The following is a 17,662-nucleotide window of genomic DNA, read 5'->3' on the forward strand; positions in this document are numbered from 1 at the left end:
TTTTTGGGATTTTGACGGATTAAGCATCGGTTTTTCCCTATTTATGGATGATGCGAATGGATTTATACTGTCTACTTATGCAAAAGCATACAAAAGTAATGAATGTGTATGCTTTTTTCACCTAACTACTAAAAAACGTATAACGATAAACAATACCATTTGACTAGTTTAGTCATTCGTCAGATATAAACGGAACCGTCATGACCAGACAGATTCTATTCATAAAAAAGGTGCAGGTATAATACCCCTTCCCAAAATAAAAAGGCCCTACAATAATGTAAGTCCTTCGTGTCATCATGCTTCTGTTTTATAAGCATGGTATGTATAGTAAAGTGTAACATCCTGTGTTCTCATATCATTTACAATGTCAGTATAGTTGTTGGTCATGCTTGTGATTGTGTCTTCTAAGTATTCTAGAATAAGAGTATGATTTTTGTGTTGATCCATCATTTCTTTATTGATGGCATCTACTAGGTCTCCATTTTGTGTTTCCATTTCGTTTTTCATGAATGTGGTAAAATCTGTGCTTAAACCTCGTATTTCACTAATTGTATTTTTGAGAATAGTGGCTTTATAACTTAGTTCCTTTGAATCTGCAAAATGATGGCTTATTGTAAAAGAACCCATATTGCGTTAACCTCCATATTGATAATCAAACATTTTTGCTATTTTTTCTTCTTCTGAAAACAATTCTTCGATGGAATCTCTTATTTTCTTCACAAGTACCTTTTCTTTTTCGATTTCTCCTTCGATTGTTTCAATCATATGTGAGAACGATTCATTTATTTTTGATGGGAAAGGAAAAAGCTGTTCATTTACATTAATTGTTGTTAGAGTATAATAGCCGCCAGCAGGGTTCCATAAGGTCCTATATAATAGGTAGGAATACTGACTTGGATTCGATTCCATCGTATGGATCTTTGTCACAATCTCTCGTTGTCGATTTTGATAATCCTCCAAATACTCAATATCAAATAATGCTTTTAATTTTTTTACATTGCTTTCTTTTTCCTCAGTGATGGAGAGGCCTTTTTGATAAATACGAACAGATGAGGAAATATTGACTTTTATCTCACCGCTGCCGCTTGGCGACATGTACATATCATTATTTTTGTAGCTAATATTTTTATTCACAGCTAGTGCATTAATAACAGCATCAAGTCCATGTGCATGAGCACTCACACTGAAATGTTCCATAAAACTTGTATCGACATTTTTTAATCCTTCAAATGCTTCTTGAATATCACTTATTTCTGATTGGATTTTTTGAAAAGCAGTAACAATCTCTATGATCTCTTCTATTTGACTTTTTGGATCTTTGGAGTTCAACGCTAAAAGAAGCGAAGGATCTAATGATTCATCAATTGTCGTTTGAATGGCGACTAAACTAGTTTCAATTTCTTTTATATATGAGACGATTTCATCCTTTTCTATCTGACTAATAAAACCAACATCAACAAAAGCCTGGAGAATTGGGTCAAGATTTTCATATAAAACTTTCACACTTCTAATTACCTCAGGCAATTTCTTAGTCATTTCAATGATCATCGGAACAGCTTTCACAATAAGCTCTGTTATGTTACCAATTGTTTGAAAAAGCCCATGAAGCAGCTCATTTTGAAAATTAATATTCGTACCAACTACATCAAAGGGAAGTGTGATCGATTCCTTTACAACTGACCAAAAATTATCTGCCTCGGTAATATCAGTAAATGGCTTCCCTAAATCATTCATTGACTTCTGAACCTTCTCAACCGTTTCAGAAAAATCACTTTGAGCATTAAGAACAGAATCAACAACAGCAGGATTAAAGCCAGTAAGCTCTTTTATAAACCCATCAAACCCTTCATTATTATATGTCGTTGAATAGTTTGAAAGAAACATTTGAATCGTTCGCAAATCTTTATCAGGAATTTTATCGACTAACTCACGAATGCCAGAAAATATAGGATCTGTATCAAGAAAGCCATCACGGCCTCCTATTTCAAGAAATCCCCTAACACTACTCGCTCCGTAAAGCATATCCTCTTCAGCTGTAAGATGATGAATGGTTGTTTCGTCGATTTTATTTTTGTAGTATTCTTCGGTGAAGGCTTTTAGTTCGTCGGGTGGGATGGTGTAGATGTCTTGTTCAGTTGTCAATCTATATTTAAGATTTAATTCTCTTCTAAATTTTGCATCTAATAAATATAGTTGGTATGAAGTAGGTGCTGCATCATTTATTGCATATACTTGTTTAAAGGTTAATTTATCACTTCCACTTGACAATAATTGTAACAGTGTTATGTTATTTCCACCTAACGAGTGACCATATCCATATTTTTCAAGTTTAGGTAGTTTGTTATTATTATTTTGAATAATAAGATTTACAGCATCATCGAATGTCCTAGCATCTGTGTATTGATTGTCTGTACCACCTACAAAAATTCCAATTAAATTATAAGTCCAATCAATTGGTCTCCAAGTGTTTTTTTCACCTAGCTCACTTCCTCTAGTTATTGTTATTGCTTGATTAATACCTTCTTTAACATTCTGAATATGTATTATGGTTCCATCAAACCCACTATCTGAATTAACCTTTCTAAAATCTTTTAGAAAATCATCAGAACGATATATATCAATATCAGCTGTTAATTCTCTACCAGTTTCTTCATAATAAATACGTTTAATTTCACTTATTACTTCAATTTCTGTTAAATTTTCATATTCTAAGTCCATAATTCTTGCTCTAATAATGTTAGTATTGAAGATTTCTTCATTGCTCATCTTTACTCCCCTATCCATCTGCTCTGAATGTTACATTCTTCATTTGAATTAGAGCTTTCTCTTCCTCCACTTTTGGATCTATCTTACACACTCTATTTATTTCATCAAAACAATTTGCTGTAAATATATATTCAATTCCTTTTTTACTATCTTTTGAGACAATATAACTAAAGTAATTGTATGATGTTACACTTTCATTTACTGTTCCAATTTTATCTTCAAGTTTTGCATAGTAAATTATAGTTTTGTTTGTTTCTATTTTTTCATACTCTCCATTGTATCCAACTGAAGAACTTAGCATATTTAAACTAGTCTCAATTAGACTGTCACCGTAGGTTGTATATGTTGTACTGAAGGCATAACTATAATTTTTTTCTTCATCTATTTCGGAAAATAATATTTTTTCAAAACCACTTTTATTTCTTTGATAAAATGGAGGCCCATCCGTTGTTGCATTTTTAGGCCAAAGCATAGAATATCCACCTGTTTTTGACTTAAATAAGTAGTATCCTTCTTTGACTTCCTCCGGTGAATCTAACAAACTACGAGTAAACTCATCCTGAAAAGCCGCTGTATTTGGTAATTCCTTAGAATCCGCTTCTTTTTTCATACTGCATCCTCCTGTAAATACCAGAGTAAAAATAAGGGTATAAATTAGCCATGATCGCATTAGTGTGACCCCTTTCGATTTCCTTGAACACTCCATTATTATCATATTTTTCCATATGGATACAATAAAGAATTGGAATTTTTTAAAATTGGGGAGATATTTACTATTTGAGGTATAGGTATGATGTATTATAGGTGGATCATTTTTACTAGTTAGGAATAAGGGGAGCGTATTATTATCTATGTACATTATTCTTCATAAATACAAATAAAACGGTTACATTTTGTGTTTCCGTTATCATTTTGAAATCGATTTTCATAATCTTTGCTCCAGAAATAAAGAATTAGCAGTATTTCATTACTCTACCTCAATTCATCTTTATTGAATTTTACTGATTTCATATAATGTAAAGCCTTCTCTTCTTCCTTTTCAACATCTACATCACAACTAGGCTTAGCCTTATCTATGCATTGCGCTGTATATATATATTCTAAGCCTTTCTGACTTTCTTTCGATAAAATATATCCAAAATAAAAATAGGCTGTTGAATTTTCCAAAGGTTCTTCATATTTTGCATAGTAAATACGATTTTTGTCTGTTTCTATCTTCTCGTACTCGTCATAGTAACCTACTGAACTGCTTAATAAGTTAAGACTAGATTCAATTGCACTTTCACCGTATGTTGAATAAGTTGTGCTAAAAGAGTATCTATAGTTTTCTTTTTCATTTGTTTCATAAAAAATAATTTTTTCAAAACTATCTTTTGTTCTCTGATAAAATGGTGGTCCATCAGTTACCGCATTTTTAGGCCAAAGCATAGAATATCCACCTGTTGCTGATTCTAATAAATAGTGCCCTTCTTCGACTTCTTCAGTGGAATCTAACAAGCTACTTGTAAACTCATCTTGAAAAGCCGCTGTTTTGGGCAATTCCTTCTCCATACTACATCCTCCTGTAAGTACCATAGTAAAAATAAGTGCACAAATTAGCCATGATCGCATTAGTGTGACTCCTTTCGATTTCCTTGAACACTCCATTATTATCATGTATTTCCAGATAATATCAATAAAAAATACCTGGCACTTCTATTCACTCTTTATTGAATTTTACAGATTTCATATAATGTAAAGCCTTCTCTTCTTCCTTTTTTATTTCAATATTACAATTAGACTTGGAGTAATCAATACATTCAGCTGAGTATATATACTCTAATCCTTTCTGACTTTCTTTTGAAGTAATGTAACTAAAGAAGAAGTAACCTGTTGCACCTTCATAAGATTTTTCAGATTTTGCAAAGTAAATATGAGTTTTGTCTGTTTCTATTTTTTTGTATTCGCCAAAGTAACTTACTCCACTACTTAAAAGGTTAAGACTGGAATCAATTGCACTCTCACCATATGTTGAATAAGTTGTGCTAAAAGAGTATCTATAATTTCCTTTTTCATTTCTATCATAAAAAATAATTTTTTCAAAACTATCTTTTGTTCTTTGATAGAATGGTGGACCATCTGTTACAGCATTTTTAGGCCAAAGCATAGAATATCCACCTGTTTTTGACTTAAATAAGTAGTATCCTTCTTTGACTTCCTCCGGTGAATCTAACAAACTACGAGTAAACTCATCCTGAAATGCTGCTGTATTTGGTAACTCCTTAGTATCTGCTTCTTTTTTCATACTACATCCTCCGGTAAATACCAGAGTAAAAATAAGGGCATAAATTAGCCATGATCGCATTAGTGTGACTCCTTTTCGATTTCCTTGAAACACTCCATTATGATTATATTTTCCAAGAATCATTAGATCTTCACTTTTAAAGAGCATAATCGTTCCATCAAAGCCACTATCTATATTAATTTTCCTATGTTTTTTAGGACGATAAATGGAAACATTTGTTGCTAGCTCTACTCAGTTTCTTCAAAATAATACGCTTTATTTCACTTTCTAGTTCGATTTCGTTTAGATTTTCATATTCTAAATTCATAATTCTAGGTCTAAGAATATTAGTGTTAAACAATTCTTCATTATTCATTTTTTCACCTACTTTCCTCAACATCAAAAGTAACATTTTTCATATAATTTAATGCCTTTTCTTCTTGTTCGCTAACATTTATGTTACAATTTCCGTTCGACTCATCTAAGCATTTAGCGATATAAACATATTCTAATCCCTTTTGACTTTCTTTAGAGACAATATAACTGAAAAAACGATAGGAAGTTGTACTCCTTCCTTCAGCTTCGAGTTTTTTCTGGGATTTAGCATAATAAATTCGAGTTTTACTTGTTTCAATTTTTTGAAACTCGCCATTGTATCCTATTGAAGAGCTTAAAAGACTTAAGCTAGAATCAATTACACTATCACCATAAGTTGTATATGTCGTACTAAAAGAATAATGATAATTTTCTATTTCATTTAGTTCATCAAATAAAATTTTTTCATAACCATCTTTATTTCTTTGATAAAAAGGAGGTCCGTCTGTTACTGCATTTTTAGGCCAAAGCATAGAATATCCACCTGTTTTTGACTTAAATAAGTAGTGTCCTTCTTTGACTTCCTCCGGAGAATCTAACAAACTACGAGTAAACTCATCCTGAAACGCAGCTGTAATTGGTAATTCCTTAGAATCTGCTTCTTTTTTCATACTACATCCTCCTGTAAATACCAGAGTAAAAATAAGGACATAAATTGGCCATGTTCGCATTAGTAGTGTGACCCCTTTCGATTTCCTTGAACATTCCATTATTATCATATTTTTACAGATGGACATAATAAAGAATTGGGACTTTTTAATCTTTATAAGGAATTTTATCGAGTAACTTATGCAATCCAGAAAAAACCTCTTCGGTAGTGAGATGATGAATGATTGTTTCGTCGCTAGTAATATTAGTATTGAGATTTCTTCATTGCTCTTCTTTACTCCCCTATCCATCTGTTCTGAATGTTACATTCTTCATTTGAATTAGTGCTTTCTCTTCCTCCACTTTTGGATCTATGTTACATACGCTATTTAGTTCAGCAAAACAATTTGCTGTAAATATATATTCGATTCCTTTTTTACTATCTTTTGAGACGATATAACTAAAGTAATTGTATGAAGTTACCATTTCATTTTCTGTTCCAATTTTATCTTCAAGTTTTGCATAGTAAATGATAGTTTTGTCTGTTTGTATTATTTCATATTGTCCATTGTATCCAACTGAAGCACTTAGCATATTTAAACTAGTCTCAATTAGACTTTCACCGTAGGTTGTATATGTTGTACTGAAGGCATAATTATAATTTTCTTCTTCATCTATTTCAGAAAATAAGATTTTTTCAAAACCATTTTTGTTCCTTTGATAAAATGGAGGTCCATCCGTTGTTGCATTTTTGGGCCAAAGCATAGAATATCCACCTGTTTTTGACTTAAATAAGTAGTATCCTTCTTTGACTTCCTTCGGTGAATCTAACAAACTACGAGTAAATTCATCCTGAAATGCTGCTGTATTTGGTAATTCCTTAGAATCTGCTTCTTTTTTCATGCTACATCCTCCTGTAAATACCAGATTAAAAATAAGGGCATAAATTAGCCATGATCGCATTAGTGTGACCCCTTTCGCTTTCTTCGAACACTCCATTTTTCATCATGGTTAAAGATGCTTACAATAAGAAATGGCATTCTCATTTTGGTACTTCTATTTATCCGTATTAAATTTTACTGATTTCATATAATGTAAAGCTTTGTCTTCTTCTTTTTCAATATCTATATCACAATTAGACTGAGACTCATCCAAGCATTGCGCTGAATAAACAAATTCTACCCCTCTCTGACTTCCTTTCGAAGCAATGTAAGAAAAGAATCTGTAAGATGTAGAATTTGTTAATTTTGCTTGGGATCTCGCAAAGTAAATACGAGTATTTTCTGTTCCTATTTTTTCATATTCTCCATTGTAACGAACTGAATCACTCAAAATACCTAGGCTGGATTCAATTACACTTTCGCCATATGTTGAATATGTACTACTAAATGAATATCTATAATTTCCTTTTTCATTTGTTTCATAAAAAATAATTTTTTCAAAGCTATCTTTTGTTCTTTGATAGAATGGTGGTCCGTCTGTTACCGCATTTTTAGGCCAAAGCATAGAATATCCACCTGTTTTTGACTCGAATAAATAGTGTCCATCTTCAACTTCCTCCGGAGAATCTAACAAACTACGAGTAAATTCATCCTGAAATGCTGCTGTATTTGGTAATTCCTTAGAATCTGCTTCTTTTTTCATACTACATCCTCCTGTAAATACCAGGGTACATACTAGGACATATATTACTAGTGATCGCATTTGAGGGTTCCCCTTTCCCTTGAACACTCCATTATTATCATATTTTTCCAGAAGGATACAATATAGAAATGGATTTCCTGAAAAATAGGGAATAATATACTATTCGTAATATTGGTGCCAAGTACCGTATGTAATTCTTTTTAACTAGTGCGAGCATGAATGTCTACATCTACATTTATTTATATAGCCAAAGGAATACACCTCTTTTGTCGTACAGAGTTTTATCCTGTCTACTCATCACCTAAATGAATACCCCTAAATCTACAAAAAAAGAGCAACTATCATAGTTACTCTTTTGACCCTTGTTATTTTTCTAAAATATATTCAACGATTTCTTCGAGGGTTAACCGGTCCATGTGATGAACAGAAATGTCGTTTCTTGTTAAATCACTTTCTAGGCTAAGAAAATGGTTCGTTACCACTTCAGTTGATGTGCTATTAATCGTGTTCACACTCACAATATGAGGATGATTTTTCAACTCATTTGGTAGTTCAGTAACCCACACTCTCGCCCATTTGTCATGAATTTCATCTTTTTCAAAAGAATGAAGAATGTTTCCTTTTTCTACTATTGTAATATAATCACAGATTTGTCTTACATCGTCCATATTGTGAGTTGCCAAAACAATGCTTTTCTCTCCGTCCTCCATATAGTGAATCAAATCTTCTTTTAGCTTTCTTTGTGACACAATATCAAGGTTTGCTGAAGGTTCGTCTAATAAAAGGATATCTGGGTTATGACAGATTGAAAATACAAATTCTATTTTCTTTTTCGTCCCTTTCGAACATTTACCATATTTCTCATTTTCGTTAATGTTATATCTGTTGATGAAATGAGAATAACGATCATGATCCCAATTTGGATACCAACGAGAAACCAGTTTGGCAAGATCTTTCACTTTATGCGAGGAGAATGGATCAAATAAATCACCTGTGTACCCTATTCTTCTCTTTAGTTCAGCTTCATTTTCGATCATTTTTTCTCCAAAAACAGTGATCGTACCTGCTTCTTTTTGCAAAATATTCATTAGCAATCTAAAAAATGTGCTCTTACCGGATCCATTTCCACCTAATAACGCCACAGCTGTTCCTTTTTCCAAGCTGAAATTAAGAGGACCTAGCTTAAAATGTTTAAACTTCTTTTCTAATCCTTTTACTTCTAAAACTGAGGTATTCATCTTTCATTCCCCCATCTAAAAATCTTTTAACACATCTTCAAAAATAACCCGAAGCTCTTCCTTTGTTGCCCCTAATTGCATTCCTTGTTCGATTGCTTTCTGTAGTGCGTCATAGACAACTTTTTCCTTTGTTTCTTTTTTATGTGGTTCCTCTATTTCTCTAACAAACGTCCCTTTACCCTGGACAGTTTTAATATATCCACTTGTTTCAAGGTTTTGGTAGGCTCTTCTTGTTGTAATCACACTGCATGATAGGTCACCGGCCAATACTCTAATAGATGGCAGAGGAGTCCCAGGTGGTAGCTGGCCACCAACAATTAATGTTTTTAGCTGGTATTCGATTTGATGATAAATGGGCTCTCGACTATCCTCTGATACACGAATAGGAAGCTTCATGCTACTCCTCCATCCTATAAATAATCCTTAGTAGATAAGCGTTTTGTTAACAAAGTATGCCATAAAACGCAACCTACCATTCCAATGATAAGAAAGAGAAAGGCAATTGGCCAACCAATATTGATTGAGAGGAGGATGGTGTATTCAACAATTCCTTTTTCAACAAATGAATAAAAAAGATAAAAGACAAATACTAGTAGAAAGATTAAGATATAAGGAAAAAGATGCAGCACCTTTCCATTAGTACCATACTCCAAATAAGTGTGAGCTCCTCCTAAAGACAGAGCATAGCCTAACCAAATGACGATAAATACAAGGTATTCACTTATAGTGAGATACTCAAATAAACGATCTGGCAGTAAAAACGTAATCGTCGTATAAAATACGATGCTCAGCAGAAATAACGTCATAAGCATCAAAATCGTCCGACTTAAAGCAAGAACCTTAATTGGAATTGGAAGAGAACGATAAACAGCCATGCGCTTACTAAAAGGATCTTCTTTGATTGTCTTATAGTTCAAATATGGCCCAGACATAAAGATCGTTGCTAATACTGGTGTAAACACAATAAACATAAAATCACTAAGAAAAAATCTGTCATTCATTCTTTCGATATCCAGTACATTCATAATCGATTGTTCTAGACTAAGAGATGATATACCCGCGAATAGGATAGTGGCTAAAATGGAAGCTCCTAGCTGAAGCTTATTAAACTGAAATTCTTTAAGAGCTAGCCAAAGGGCATCTTTAAACAATTTCATCTCTCCTTTCTATCAAATTACAAATCAATTTTTCTCAATTAACTCTTTAAAAAAGCCTTTGTCCTCATAGCCTAAGAAATCTACACCAAAATGAGATAATACCGCAAACACTATGCCCCACACGACAATACTAGCAACCATCCAGATCGACGTTTTTTTCTTTGTCCCACCAAATGAAAGACTCATAAAAGCAGTTAGGTGACTTCCAACAAATAATGGCCCAATGAAGGCTAAACCAGGTAAACCGTATTTTTTCCATAAACTTTGAGCACGTAATGCCCTTTTACTTGGATTTTTCTCCTCACCTTCACCTTTTCTTTTTCTTCTCCACTCTTTAATTTTGTTCACAAAAAGGATGAGCAATAAAACTGTTAAGATGTTACCGAATAATGCGATTAATATGGAAGGCACTGCTGGTAATCCAGCGATAATCGCTAACGCAATCACTCCGTACCCTTCAAAAAATGGGACTGCAGCCAATACAAAAACGACTAAATATGCCCAAAGCAACTCCATGAATTCCATAATAAAAAATCCCCCAATACTGTTATGGTGTGTATATCTATATATACACTTTAACACCACAACAAACAAAACACAAGGAAAACCAGAGGGTTTGCTTTAAGAACCAGAGGGACAGGTCCCTTGTCCCTCAATTTATATGAACTCTAAACACCAGATTCTCTTCAAACATCTCTTCTTACAATCATTTAACATCGCAAAAAAAATCTAGAAGAAGCTAATATCGTCCTTAAGTTAAATTTTCACAGTTAAACACTTTATACACCATCTATTAATAAAAAAAGCTTCCTAAATGTCTAGTTCCCATTTAGAAAGCTTCATAATTTCATAATCTTTTAAAAGGTTCGGACTTTCCCTCGACTATACACAACTTTCAACCTTTAAAAAATACGTCTCTCCCACCCATTTACCTTAGCGATAGCTTCTATATAATAATAATCACCATAAATAAGCGATACATTAATATTCTCATTAGCCGGCTTATGACCTGTTCCTTCGACTAGAATGCCCTGATGCTCTGGCTGATCCCAAGTCGCATAATTCTCAGTTAAAGAAGCTAAAATGTTTGTTGCAGCATCTGCATATAGTCGTTTTTCATTACTAGGTACCACTTCTGCAATTTCTAATAAACCTGAAGCGGCAATTGCAGCTGCAGAACTATCTCTAGGTTCATTTTCTAGTGAATTCAAGCGGAAATCCCAATAAGGAACATAATCTTCTGGTAAACCTGCGATAAAGTGATGCGCGACCCGTTTGGCTGCATGTAAATAACGAGCATCTCCTGTATGGCGGTATGTATTAGCAAATCCATATAATGCCCATGCATTGCCCCTACTCCACGCTGAATCTGGTGCGTTACCTTGACCACCAATCGATTCGATAAAATCACCTGATACAGGATCAAATGATAAAATATGACAAACCGATCCATCTTCTCTTATTCCATGCTTCAATATAGTGTCCGCATGAAGAGTTGCAATCTGTTTATATCGAGGATCTCCAGTTACACGGCTTGCCCAGAATAATAACGAAAGATTCATCATGCAATCAATAATTGCCCAGCCGATTTTATCGCCGTTCCATGCGCGGATAAATTGTCCGGCCGGATTAAAGCGTCCCGCTAAATAGTTGGCTGCTTCCAACCCTATCTCAAAGCTACTTTCGCTTTTAAGAATGTTATGTTTCATCACTGCAGTTAATAAAAACTGAAAGCCTACATCATGATCAAATTTATTAGGATATTCGGAAAAGCATGTTTGTAATTCCTCATCCCAATGCATCGCAGCATCCTTAAACTTTTCGTTGTCAGTCATATCATATAGTACCCACAATATTCCCGGCCAAAAGCCTGATGTCCACCAAACATGGGGCATATCATCATAAACTCCATCCGCTCTCGCAACATGTGGTGATTTCTCGCCAATTTGCTCAACCATACGCTCAACTTTTACTTCAAGCTTCTTTACTAGCTCTTGTTCATTTAATTTGTACATACAAGCTATCCCTCCATTTAAATGATACATAAAGTATACTCGCGTAATTTGACTGAAAGTTGTTTTATGATAGCTAATAATATTAATCTGTTGTTCTATTAGTGGGACAAGGGGTCTCGTTCTTTGTCAATCATGCTCCATGAACACACATCAATTCTTAAACTCATCTAACCTTGCAAAAAATTCAATCAGAAACTCATAAAATAACTTTTCTGTTGGTAAAAGTACTCGGTCTTTAGGTGTAATGACTCCAACAGTTCTAGTCACATTTGGTTCAGCTAACGGGATTTTGACCGTTGATCGCGGCAGGCTATCAACCAATGTGACTTCTGGCATAAGAGTAACCCCTAACCCTGCGGAAACAAGTCCCTTCAACGCATCAATATCATCTCCTTCAAAAGCAACATTCGGCTTAAAACCAAGATTTTGACACGCATTAACGACCATATCGCGAAAAACAAATCCTTTTGGTAATAACACAAAAGGCTCGTCCACAAGTTCTAGTAGTTTTATCGACTTTTTGTTTGCAAGACGATGATTAATGGGCAACAATGCCACGACATTTTCTGTAAATAATGCTTTTCGTTGAATTTTCTTTTCATCTTGAGGTAAAGGCCCGATCAGCGCAAGATTAAAATCCCCTTTTACTACACCTTCGATTAAATCACGATAAAGGGCTTGTTTAAGCTGAAACTTAGCCTCTGGATAACGTATGCGAAATGCATAAATCACTGTTGGTAATGTGTACGCGGCTAAACTAATCGGAAATGTAATCCTGATCGTTCCTTTCTCAGGATCTAAATATTCCTCAACCTCTCGTCTCGCTTCATCCACGACATTCATGGCATGCTTCATTCGCTCATAGAATATTTTGCCAATCGGCGTTAAATGAACTCTTCTCCCTTCCCTAATAAATAAATCAACACCAAGCTCACTTTCTAAATTAACAATTTGTCTGCTTACAGAAGATTGGGCAACATGTAAAGAATCTGCAGCTTCTGTTACATGCTCACGATTAGCAACCTCCATAAAATATCGGATTTGTCTAAAATCCATTCTGTATCCTCCTTTATTCATTCATGCAAAAAACGCATTAATATTATCGTTTCTTTATATTGATTCGATTAATTCTTTAATTATAAAATATTTCATAATACCAAGTTTGTAAATATGAAGAATAATTTGAAAATAAATATTAGGGGAGTTATAGATGAAAACAATGGAAAAAAATCAAGAATTGTATACTAAAAGTGTTCAGCAATATGTAGATCAAGTATTTGAAACGGTTAAAAAGCGAAATCCAAATGAAAGTGAATTTCATCAAGCTGTCAAAGAAGTATTCGATTCTTTAAAACCAGTTCTTGCGAAGAATCCAGAATATATGAAGCAAGGCATACTTGAAAGAATCGTTGAACCGGAAAGAGTGATCTCTTTCCGTGTACCATGGGTCGATGATCAAGGAAATGTAAAAGTAAACCGTGGATTCCGTGTTCAGTACAGTAGTGCAATTGGTCCGTATAAAGGCGGATTAAGATTTCATCCTTCTGTAAATGCGAGCATTATTAAATTTTTAGGCTTTGAACAAATCTTTAAAAACTCCTTAACAGGTCAACCTATCGGCGGAGGTAAAGGTGGCGCTGACTTTGACCCTAAAGGAAAATCTGATGGAGAAATCATGCGTTTTTGTCAAAGCTTTATGACAGAACTAAGCAAATACATTGGACCTAATACAGACGTTCCAGCTGGTGACATTGGTGTTGGTGCTAGAGAAATCGGCTATTTGTTTGGGCAATACAAAAAAATTCGCGGTGGATATGAAGCTGGTGTTTTAACAGGAAAAGGCATTGGATATGGCGGAAGCTTAGCTCGTAAAGAAGCAACAGGATATGGAACTGTATACTTTGTTGAAGAAATGCTACAGGACCAGAATTTAAGCTTTCGAGGCAGTACAGTTGTTGTTTCAGGTTCTGGAAATGTATCAATTTATGCGATGGAAAAAGCGATGCAGCTAGGAGCTAAAGTTGTCGCATGTAGTGATTCCAATGGCTATATTTATGATAAAAACGGAATTAACTTAGACACAGTGAAACGCTTAAAAGAAGTGGAACAGAAACGCATTAGTGATTATGTAGCGTATCATCCTGAAGCGATATATACAGAAAATTGTTTTGGCATTTGGACGGTTCCTTGTGATATTGCCCTACCTTGTGCCACACAAAATGAAATTGATTCAACATCTGCTGAGCTATTAGTTTCTAACGGTGTAAAAGCTATAGGTGAAGGTGCAAATATGCCTTCAACATTAGAAGCGGTTGAGATCTTCCTAGAAAACAACGTACTATTCGCCCCTGCAAAAGCAGCAAATGCTGGAGGTGTTTCTGTTTCAGCATTGGAAATGGCACAAAACAGCGCCAGATTATCCTGGTCGTTTGAAGAGGTTGATTCCAAATTACAGGATATTATGAAAAACATCTATCTTAATAGTAAAAAAGCTGCTCAAGATTACGGCACTCCGGGCAATCTTGTCGTTGGAGCGAATATCGCCGGCTTTGTAAAAGTAGCTGATTCGATGATTGAGCAAGGTGTAATTTAATTTTGACTTTTGTAGTCATGCACTTCATCATTTAGATGCGATGGAATGCATGACTTTATTCATTTCTACACCCTTCTTACCTCTAAAATACCTCATATATTTAACAAACAGAAATTTTCCCTTTAGAAAGCAAAGTTGTTAATGTTACACTAGAAAGGTAGTAAATGGAAATTTCAAGAAATGAGGATTTTATATGGAAGAAGTTATTTTAACAATTAATGATCTAAAGAAAAATTATGGTGTGAAAACCGTCTTAAATGGAGTGTCTTTTCAAGTAAAACGAGGCGAAATCATTGGGTATATTGGCCCGAATGGCGCTGGGAAAAGTACAACCGTTAAAATCATGCTTGGGATTGAAGATGATTATTCTGGTGAAGTCAACATTTTTGGCCATGATCTCTCAGATGGGAAAATGGAGTATAAAAGAAAAATAGGCTATGTTCCCGAGATTGCTGAGCTTTATGATAATTTAACTGGTCATGAATATTTAACCTTTATTGGTGAACTATACGGTCTTGACTATGATCTTGCAGAATACAAGTCAAAAAGCTTAATGGAGCTCTTTGGTATTGGCGAGGTCTATCATTCTCGTATTTCTTCTTACTCAAAAGGAATGCGACAAAAGCTCTTAATTATTTCTAGCTTATTACATAATCCTGAGCTGTTATTTTTCGATGAACCAATCAATGGCTTGGATGCAAATAGTGTGATGATTTTCAAAGAAATTATGACTCAGCTAGCAGCACAAGGAAAAACCATTTTTTACTCTTCTCATATTATGGACGTGGTCGAAAAAATAAGCAGCCGAATTATTCTCCTACATGATGGAAAGATTGCCGCTGACGGTACTTTTGATGAGTTAAAACAAAAAAATACTGAAGGTTCACTTGAACAAATTTTCAACGAACTTACAGGATTTAGTGAGCATAAAGAGCTTGGCTCACGATTTGTATCCGTTGTAAGGGAGATGTAAGCATGAAGGATTTTCGCACATTAAAACTATTGGATAAGCTAGAAAAACTGTTTACCAGCTTTGGTGTAGATTACCAGATCATGAGAAAAATACTCCAAATAAAGCTAACAATGGATGGCCGGCGTGTTCCGACGATTTTCTCGCAAAATGCCAAGAAAAAAGGAAAAGAAAACAGCAATCAATATATAAGCTCCCTTTGGATTTATGTGTTATTCGGCTTGTTTTTAGTAATATTTGTGTTGATGGAAGAAAATTATCTTTTTCAAATGAGTCTCTTCTACGGAATTTTCACCTTTATTATCATGACATCGATGATATCCGATTTTTCTTCTGTTTTACTAGATATTCGCGACCGTAATATATTGTTCCCAAAGCCTGTTGACCGAAGAACAATCAGTACAGCGAAAATGGTTCATGTGATGATTTACTTATCTTTTCTTACCATCGCGCTTGTGGGACTTCCTTTAATTATTGGACTGATTAAAAATGGCATCTTGTTTTTTCTTGTTTCTTTGATGAATGTAATTCTACTTAACCTGTTAGTCGTTGGGCTCACAGCACTTCTTTATTTGTTTATTTTACGGTTCTTTGATGGCGAAAAATTAAAAGATATCATCAATTATGTTCAAATCGGACTGTCACTTGCCATGATGGTTGGCTATCAATTACTAGTTCGTTCCTTTGAATTAATTGACTTAACGATTTCACTTGATCCACAGTGGTGGCATGTTTTAATCTTTCCGATGTGGTATGGAGCCATGATGGAAATGGTGATGAATGGTGTTTATCAGCCATTTTATCTACTCTTTTCAGCTTTTGGGGTTCTAGTTCCTCTTCTATCAATATGGCTTTATGTGAAGTTTAATCCGACTTTTGAGCAAAGCCTTCAAAAGCTTGTTTATCAGGGAAAAGCGAAGGTGAAAAAACGTAGTAAACTTAAACAATGGATCCTCAGTATAATTTGTCGCTCACATGAGGAAAAAACATTTTTTAAATTTGCTAGTTTAATGATGAAAAATGAACGAGACTTTAAATTAAAGGTTTATCCTTCTTTGGGGTTCTCAGTGGTGATTCCTTTCATTTTTATCTTTAGTGGTTTTGAAAATGATTTGGATTCTTTAGCTAGCAGTAAATCTTATCTCTCTATTTATTTTAGCTTGATTATTATCCCAACGATCATGCTACTCTTGAAGTATTCAGGAAAATACAAAGGTGCTTGGATTTATGGAGTTGCTCCGATCGATGGATTAAAACCACTTTTTAGTGGGACCATTAAGGCGTTTCTCTTTAACTTATACTTACCGATCTACCTTCTTCTAAGTGTATTATTTATTGCTTTATTCGGAGTGAGAATTCTGCCTGATCTTTTCGTTGTTTTTATTAACTCCTGTTTATATGCTGTGATCTGTTTTATGTTTATTAAACAAGCTCTTCCCTTTTCGGAATCCTTTGATGACAGTAATCAAACTGGTAACGGTTTACTAATCTTCGGATTAATGCTGTTTGCTGGACTATTTGCGGGTATACATTTTATCTCGACTTTGGTTTCTTATGGGATTTATGTGTACTTGGTGGTTGTGCTTCTGTGTTTCGTATTAATTTGGAGGAAGGCTTTTGATGTGACGTGGGAGGAGGTTCGGTCTTGAAATATAAACTATAAATGATCATTTATTTTTGTATAGTAATTCGTACAAGTAATAAAAAGCAATTTGGCAGTAAATTTGCAAATGCTTGGAGACAATTATACTCCGAGCATTTTTTATACCAAGATAAGCACCCGATTGAGTGATTTCTAAATCTTAAAGAATCGCTAGGAAATAAGCAACTAAAATAAGCGGAGAATTTCCTTTTATTGAGGAAATAGCATGAAAAATTGATTAAATAAACGGAAAGCCTCCGCCTATTTAAACAAAAAAGATGAAAAATGACCATTTTACTTTACTTAACCGGAAAAATTCCGCTTATATCCCAAAATCGAGTCCCATTCTTCTGTCTAACAGGAAAAACTCCGCTTAAAGCCAGGGGGACAGGTTCCTTGTCCCAAAACATT

Annotated in this window: 17 protein-coding genes; 3 read left to right on the forward strand and 14 right to left on the reverse strand. The window is 34.4% G+C overall.

Annotated features, from left to right (window positions below; translation table 11 throughout):
- Positions 1 to 294 precede the first annotated feature (294 nt).
- The 14 genes from ACEWK1_RS19855 to ACEWK1_RS19920 all read right to left on the reverse strand — a co-directional run bounded on the left by ACEWK1_RS19855 (position 295) and on the right by ACEWK1_RS19920 (position 13,102).
- Positions 295 to 627: a hypothetical protein gene (locus tag ACEWK1_RS19855; protein WP_121661804.1), complete on the reverse strand. Its 333-nt coding sequence runs from the start codon at positions 625 to 627 to the stop codon at positions 295 to 297.
- A gap of 6 nt (positions 628 to 633) precedes the next feature.
- Positions 634 to 2,766 carry a DUF6792 domain-containing protein gene (locus ACEWK1_RS19860; RefSeq protein ID WP_212134966.1) on the reverse strand — a complete coding sequence of 711 codons (2,133 nt, stop codon included), beginning with the start codon at positions 2,764 to 2,766 and terminating at the stop codon, positions 634 to 636.
- 10 nt (positions 2,767 to 2,776) lie between these two features.
- Entirely contained in the window at positions 2,777 to 3,376 is a 600-nt protein-coding gene (locus tag ACEWK1_RS19865) for a hypothetical protein (RefSeq protein ID WP_212134968.1), read from the reverse strand.
- A gap of 362 nt (positions 3,377 to 3,738) precedes the next feature.
- Complete coding sequence (locus tag ACEWK1_RS19870) at positions 3,739 to 4,317, reverse strand: hypothetical protein (RefSeq protein WP_212134969.1); 579 nt, start codon at positions 4,315 to 4,317, stop codon at positions 3,739 to 3,741.
- 148 nt (positions 4,318 to 4,465) lie between these two features.
- Complete coding sequence (locus ACEWK1_RS19875) at positions 4,466 to 5,050, reverse strand: hypothetical protein (RefSeq protein ID WP_212134970.1); 585 nt, start codon at positions 5,048 to 5,050, stop codon at positions 4,466 to 4,468.
- A gap of 359 nt (positions 5,051 to 5,409) precedes the next feature.
- A complete protein-coding gene (locus ACEWK1_RS19880) occupies positions 5,410 to 6,015 on the reverse strand; it encodes a hypothetical protein (RefSeq protein ID WP_121661810.1) in 606 nt (201 codons plus the stop codon).
- A 280-nt stretch (positions 6,016 to 6,295) separates the two neighbouring features.
- Complete coding sequence (locus tag ACEWK1_RS19885) at positions 6,296 to 6,895, reverse strand: hypothetical protein (protein ID WP_212134971.1); 600 nt, start codon at positions 6,893 to 6,895, stop codon at positions 6,296 to 6,298.
- 153 nt (positions 6,896 to 7,048) lie between these two features.
- Entirely contained in the window at positions 7,049 to 7,636 is a 588-nt protein-coding gene (locus ACEWK1_RS19890) for a hypothetical protein (RefSeq protein WP_212134972.1), read from the reverse strand.
- Between the two features lie 365 nt (positions 7,637 to 8,001).
- Positions 8,002 to 8,874 (reverse strand): ABC transporter ATP-binding protein, encoded by an 873-nt coding sequence (locus tag ACEWK1_RS19895; RefSeq protein WP_212134973.1) that lies wholly within the window; start codon positions 8,872 to 8,874, stop codon positions 8,002 to 8,004.
- 15 nt (positions 8,875 to 8,889) lie between these two features.
- Positions 8,890 to 9,270, reverse strand: coding sequence for a GntR family transcriptional regulator (locus ACEWK1_RS19900; protein ID WP_121661814.1), 381 nt, complete (start codon positions 9,268 to 9,270; stop codon positions 8,890 to 8,892).
- Positions 9,271 to 9,284: 14 nt separating this feature from the next.
- Positions 9,285 to 10,025 carry a hypothetical protein gene (locus ACEWK1_RS19905; protein ID WP_121661815.1) on the reverse strand — a complete coding sequence of 247 codons (741 nt, stop codon included), beginning with the start codon at positions 10,023 to 10,025 and terminating at the stop codon, positions 9,285 to 9,287.
- 30 nt (positions 10,026 to 10,055) lie between these two features.
- On the reverse strand, positions 10,056 to 10,556 hold the full coding sequence (locus tag ACEWK1_RS19910) for a small multi-drug export protein (protein ID WP_121661816.1): 501 nt from the start codon (positions 10,554 to 10,556) through the stop codon (positions 10,056 to 10,058).
- 377 nt (positions 10,557 to 10,933) lie between these two features.
- Positions 10,934 to 12,046: a glycoside hydrolase family 88 protein gene (locus tag ACEWK1_RS19915; protein ID WP_212134974.1), complete on the reverse strand. Its 1,113-nt coding sequence runs from the start codon at positions 12,044 to 12,046 to the stop codon at positions 10,934 to 10,936.
- 150 nt (positions 12,047 to 12,196) lie between these two features.
- Positions 12,197 to 13,102 (reverse strand): LysR family transcriptional regulator, encoded by a 906-nt coding sequence (locus tag ACEWK1_RS19920; protein WP_212134976.1) that lies wholly within the window; start codon positions 13,100 to 13,102, stop codon positions 12,197 to 12,199.
- 154 nt (positions 13,103 to 13,256) lie between these two features.
- On the opposite strand from ACEWK1_RS19920, the gene gdhA reads away from it, so the two are divergent.
- The 3 genes from gdhA to ACEWK1_RS19935 all read left to right on the forward strand — a co-directional run bounded on the left by gdhA (position 13,257) and on the right by ACEWK1_RS19935 (position 17,258).
- Positions 13,257 to 14,639 (forward strand): NADP-specific glutamate dehydrogenase, encoded by a 1,383-nt coding sequence (gdhA, locus tag ACEWK1_RS19925; protein ID WP_212134978.1) that lies wholly within the window; start codon positions 13,257 to 13,259, stop codon positions 14,637 to 14,639.
- A gap of 193 nt (positions 14,640 to 14,832) precedes the next feature.
- Entirely contained in the window at positions 14,833 to 15,612 is a 780-nt protein-coding gene (locus tag ACEWK1_RS19930; RefSeq protein ID WP_212134980.1) for an ABC transporter ATP-binding protein, read from the forward strand.
- A 2-nt stretch (positions 15,613 to 15,614) separates the two neighbouring features.
- Complete coding sequence (locus ACEWK1_RS19935; RefSeq protein ID WP_212134982.1) at positions 15,615 to 17,258, forward strand: hypothetical protein; 1,644 nt, start codon at positions 15,615 to 15,617, stop codon at positions 17,256 to 17,258.
- The last annotated feature ends 404 nt before the right edge of the window (positions 17,259 to 17,662 follow it).

This window comes from Metabacillus sp. YM-086, from assembly GCF_048059995.1.
Classification (GTDB): domain Bacteria; phylum Bacillota; class Bacilli; order Bacillales; family Bacillaceae; genus Metabacillus; species Metabacillus litoralis_B.

Coding starts and splice junctions, on each gene's coding strand:
- ACEWK1_RS19870 (WP_212134969.1), bottom strand. CDS start 4,317: ATGGAGAAGGAATTGCCCAAAACAGCGGCTTTTCAAGATGAGTTTACA.
- gdhA (WP_212134978.1), top strand. CDS start 13,257: ATGAAAACAATGGAAAAAAATCAAGAATTGTATACTAAAAGTGTTCAG.
- ACEWK1_RS19855 (WP_121661804.1), bottom strand. CDS start 627: ATGGGTTCTTTTACAATAAGCCATCATTTTGCAGATTCAAAGGAACTA.
- ACEWK1_RS19910 (WP_121661816.1), bottom strand. CDS start 10,556: ATGGAATTCATGGAGTTGCTTTGGGCATATTTAGTCGTTTTTGTATTG.
- ACEWK1_RS19915 (WP_212134974.1), bottom strand. CDS start 12,046: ATGTACAAATTAAATGAACAAGAGCTAGTAAAGAAGCTTGAAGTAAAA.
- ACEWK1_RS19935 (WP_212134982.1), top strand. CDS start 15,615: ATGAAGGATTTTCGCACATTAAAACTATTGGATAAGCTAGAAAAACTG.
- ACEWK1_RS19875 (WP_212134970.1), bottom strand. CDS start 5,050: ATGAAAAAAGAAGCAGATACTAAGGAGTTACCAAATACAGCAGCATTT.
- ACEWK1_RS19865 (WP_212134968.1), bottom strand. CDS start 3,376: ATGAAAAAAGAAGCGGATTCTAAGGAATTACCAAATACAGCGGCTTTT.
- ACEWK1_RS19885 (WP_212134971.1), bottom strand. CDS start 6,895: ATGAAAAAAGAAGCAGATTCTAAGGAATTACCAAATACAGCAGCATTT.
- ACEWK1_RS19930 (WP_212134980.1), top strand. CDS start 14,833: ATGGAAGAAGTTATTTTAACAATTAATGATCTAAAGAAAAATTATGGT.
- ACEWK1_RS19860 (WP_212134966.1), bottom strand. CDS start 2,766: ATGAGCAATGAAGAAATCTTCAATACTAACATTATTAGAGCAAGAATT.
- ACEWK1_RS19890 (WP_212134972.1), bottom strand. CDS start 7,636: ATGAAAAAAGAAGCAGATTCTAAGGAATTACCAAATACAGCAGCATTT.
- ACEWK1_RS19880 (WP_121661810.1), bottom strand. CDS start 6,015: ATGAAAAAAGAAGCAGATTCTAAGGAATTACCAATTACAGCTGCGTTT.
- ACEWK1_RS19895 (WP_212134973.1), bottom strand. CDS start 8,874: ATGAATACCTCAGTTTTAGAAGTAAAAGGATTAGAAAAGAAGTTTAAA.
- ACEWK1_RS19920 (WP_212134976.1), bottom strand. CDS start 13,102: ATGGATTTTAGACAAATCCGATATTTTATGGAGGTTGCTAATCGTGAG.
- ACEWK1_RS19900 (WP_121661814.1), bottom strand. CDS start 9,270: ATGAAGCTTCCTATTCGTGTATCAGAGGATAGTCGAGAGCCCATTTAT.